This is a genomic window from Mesorhizobium sp. WSM4806 (genome assembly GCF_055811635.1).
Genome location: NZ_JBVVQZ010000003.1, coordinates 183222 through 187115, shown reverse-complemented (window position 1 = coordinate 187115; position 3894 = coordinate 183222). Strand labels below are relative to the sequence as shown.

Here is a 3894-nt window from a genome sequence, read left to right as displayed (position 1 = left end):
CTTCTCTTATTTTTATTTTAGGTTAAATATATTCGGGGGGGGCGGGGGGGTGGTGTTTTCGTGAGTTCTCCTACGGGCCGCCCCCAAACGCGCGGCCCCCCTTTCTGTTTCCGGGACGCCATAGGATAGTTTAGTTTGACAGGATCGGGTGGTACGTCGCGCCCGCGGCATGGCGGTTCGCATTCTCGCTGCCATTCTCCTCTGTATTTTGCTATGTCGGCTGCAACGCTTCCAGACAAAAGGCCTTGCTCAATGTCCCTGTCCGACGACAGCCGCTATCTCCGGGGCGGTCCGGTCGCCCAACGCATCATCGCCTCGGTGCGCGAGGATGCAGCGATCGCAACCGCCGAAGGCTTTCCGGCCAAACTGATATCGATCACCGTCGGCGACACGGCTGCAGTCGATGTCTATGTGCGCAACCAGCGCGCCAAGGCGGCACTCGCCGGTATCGGCTTCGAGGAAAGACGATTTCCCGCCGACATCACCGCCGGCGAACTCGAAGCAGCGATCCACGGCCTGAACGCCGATCCGCGCGTCACCGGCATCATCATCCAGCGGCCGGTGCCGGTGCATATCCCGATCAAGACGCTGCAAGCGGCGGTGCATCCGCTCAAGGACGTCGAGGGCATGCATCCAGCCTCGATCGGCAACATCGTCTACAACCAGCTCGACCTCGCACCCTGCACGGCCGCCGCTTCGGTCGAACTGCTCAGGGAAACCGGTCTCGATCTCAAGGGGCTCGAGGTCGTCATCGTCGGTCACTCCGAGATCGTCGGCAAGCCGATCGCCTTCCTGCTGATGAGCGAGGGCGCGACGGTGACGGTGTGCCACCACATGACGCGCTCGGTGGCCGCGCATGCGCGGCGTGCCGATGCTCTGTTCGTCGCCGTCGGCAAGCCGCGGCTGATCAAGGCCGACATGGTCAAGCCCGGTGCGGCCGTCATCGACATCGGCATCAATTCCGAGATCGGACCGGACGGGGAGAGCCGCATCGTCGGTGACGTCGACGCCGAGAGCGTCAAGCATGTGGCGTCCTGGATCACGCCGGTGCCGGGCGGCGTCGGCCCGATCACCGTGGCGATTCTTTTGCGCAACACGATGGTGGCGCTCAGCCGGCAGCGCGCGCGCTACCATGCGACCTATGGCGTGGTGGACAAGCTCGCAGCGGAATAAGCCGGCAGCGCCGGTGGATCACTCCGCCGCAACGGCTGCCCTGCTGTCCGGAACGCCCTCCGGCTGCGGCCCGCCATAGGCCCAGTCGAGCAGCTTTATCGTGTGCACCACCGGCAGTTTCGCGGCGGACGCAATCTGGGTGATGCAGCCGATGTTGCCGGTGGCGACGATTTCAGCACCGGTCGCCTTGATATTTCTCACCTTGCGGTCACGCAGTTGAGCCGAAATCTCCGATTGCAAAATGTTGTAAGTGCCGGCCGAGCCACAGCACAAATGCCCCTCGCGCGGCTCTCGCACAACGAAGCCGGCCTTGGCCAGAAGCTCCTTCGGTTGGCGGGTGATTTTCTGGCCGTGCTGCATCGAGCAGGCGGAGTGATAGGCGACGATGGTGCCCGGCTTGCGCACCGGCTCGGGCAGATCGATGCTTGCCAGATATTCGGTGACGTCCCTGGCCAGCGCCGACACCCGCGCTGCCTTGTCGGCATAGGCGGGATCGAGGCGCAGCATGAAACCATAATCCTTGATGGTGGTGCCGCAGCCCGACGCAGTGATGACGATGGCATCCAGCCCGCCTTGGTCGATGGCGCGCGTCCAGGCGTCGACATTGCGCCTGGCCGAGGCAAGGGCTGCCGCCTCGCGGCCCATGTGATGCACCAGCGCGCCGCAGCAGCCCTCGCCCTCGGGAACCACGACCTCGACGCCGAGCCGCGTCAGCAACGCGATCGTCGTGTCGTTGATGGCGGGATCGAGCACGGACTGCGCGCAGCCGGTAAGGATGGCGACGCGGCCATTTTTGCTCGTGCCCTGCCCGGCATGAATGCCTGGCGAAGCCATTGGCGAGGCCGCAGGAATCGACGCCGGGGCGAGCTTGAGCATCGCACCCAGCGGCTTCAGCGCCGGGAGCTTTTCCAGCAATCCGGCGAATGGCTGGCCGAGCTTTGCCAGCTTGAGCGCAGCGCGAAACCGCGAGGGATAAGGCAGGACCAAGGCCAGCATGGCGCGCGTCAGCCGATCGGGCAGCGGCCGCTTGTAGGTTTCCTCGATATGGACGCGGGCGTGGTCGACCAGATGCAAGTAGTTGACGCCCGACGGGCAGGTTGTCATGCAGGCGAGGCAGGACAGGCAACGGTCGATATGGGTGACGATCTGCTTGTCGGCCGGTCGGCCGTTCTCCAGCATGTCTTTGATCAGGTAGATCCGCCCGCGCGGCGAATCCAGTTCGTTGCCAAGCGTCACATAGGTCGGGCAGGTGGCCGTGCAGAAGCCGCAATGCACGCATTTGCGCAGGATCTTTTCCGATTCCGCGACATGCGGATCGGCAAGCTGGGCAGCTGAGAAATTGGTCTGCATCTCGTACCTCCTAAGCCATGCGGCCGGGGTTGAGGATCGCCTTCGGATCGAATTCGGCTTTGAGCCGCGCCGACAATGCTGCCAGGTGCGGCGCCTGCGGCTCGAACACCGGCACAGCGGCGCGATGCGAAGGGGCGGCGCGCACCAGCGTCGCATGGCCGCCGCCATACTGTCTCACCACTGCTCGCAGAAGATCGGCTTCGGGATCGCCATGCTCCATGCGCAGCCAGATCAGTCCGCCCTGCCAGTCATAAAAGGCATCGACGGCCGCCTGCATGCGCAGCGCCAGCACCATCTGGTGGCCTTGCGCCGGCGCCATCGACACGCGCCACACCGGCTTTTCCAGGCCGTCGGCAAACGGCGCACAATCGCGGATATCGCGCCAGACCGAATGCGAAGTCTCGCCCGAGATTTCCTCGAGCGGGCCGGCATTTCCGAGCAGATCTTTCAGCGCTGCGATGCGGTAGGCGACCGACGGGCCGAACCCCTCGACGCGCAGCAATGTCGCGGCGGTGCTGCCGAGACCGCCGCCGGCGACCCGTGCGGCAACGCGTTCGGGAAGATGGGCAGCACTCGACACTTCGGCGCTGGAACCGAGCGCCAGCGCCATAGCGGCCGCGGCATGATCGTCGAGCAGGCCGCGCACAGCCAGCGTGACTTCGGTCTCGGCAGCGGGCAGCACCTTGAACGTGACGTCGGTAAGAACGGCAAGCGTGCCCCAGCTGTTGGCCATGAGCTTGGACAGGTCATAGCCGGTGACGTTCTTGACCACGCGGCCGCCCGATTTGAACGCCTCGCCACGCCCCGAAACCGCTGCAATGCCAAGAATATGGTCGCGCGCCGCCCCCGCCTTCAGCCGGCGCGGACCGCAAAGGTTCGCGGCCAGTACGCCGCCCATCGTGCCTTTTCCCTTTTCGCCGCCGAGCAGCGGGCCATAATCCAGTGGTTCGAAAGCGAGTTGCTGGCCGTTTTCGGCAAGTAATTTTTCGATCTCGGCGAGCGGCGTGCCGGCCTTTGCTGACAGCACCAGTTCAGCCGGCTCGTAGAGCGTCACGCCTGACAGTTTCGACAGGTCGAGCGTGTGCTCGGTCTGCAGCGGACGGCCGATGCCGCGCTTGGAGCCATGGCCGAGGATTTCGAGCGGCGTTTCTTCCGCCGCCGCCCAGGCGACAGTGGCGAGAGTTTCGGCGGTGGTGGCGGCGGTGAAGGTGGTCATGGCTGTCCTGGGCGCACATCGGCCGCAGACCCCCTCTCCGTGGGGGGGGGGGGGGGGGGCCGCCCCGCCCCCCGGGGGGGGGGGGGGGGGGGCCGCCGCCCCCCCCCCCCCCAAAAAAAAAACGGAAAAGAGGAAGAAGCGAACGGGCGCGCCGG

Annotated in this window: 3 protein-coding genes; 1 reads left to right on the top strand and 2 read right to left on the bottom strand. The window is 65.4% G+C overall.

Annotation, left to right across the window (positions count from 1 at the left end; genetic code table 11):
- Positions 1–252: 252 nt before the first annotated feature.
- Positions 253–1173 (top strand): bifunctional 5,10-methylenetetrahydrofolate dehydrogenase/5,10-methenyltetrahydrofolate cyclohydrolase, encoded by a 921-nt coding sequence (locus AC0L2M_RS06355; protein ID WP_287246565.1) that lies wholly within the window; start codon positions 253–255, stop codon positions 1171–1173.
- Positions 1174–1191: 18 nt separating this feature from the next.
- On the opposite strand, the gene glcF is transcribed toward AC0L2M_RS06355, so the two are convergent.
- The gene (glcF, locus tag AC0L2M_RS06350; RefSeq protein ID WP_473534352.1) at positions 1192–2523 is read right to left on the bottom strand and encodes a glycolate oxidase subunit GlcF; all 1332 of its coding nucleotides are present in this window, start codon (positions 2521–2523) and stop codon (positions 1192–1194) included.
- Positions 2524–2533: 10 nt separating this feature from the next.
- Positions 2534–3739 carry an FAD-binding protein gene (locus AC0L2M_RS06345; protein ID WP_473534351.1) on the bottom strand — a complete coding sequence of 402 codons (1206 nt, stop codon included), beginning with the start codon at positions 3737–3739 and terminating at the stop codon, positions 2534–2536.
- Positions 3740–3894 lie beyond the last annotated feature (155 nt).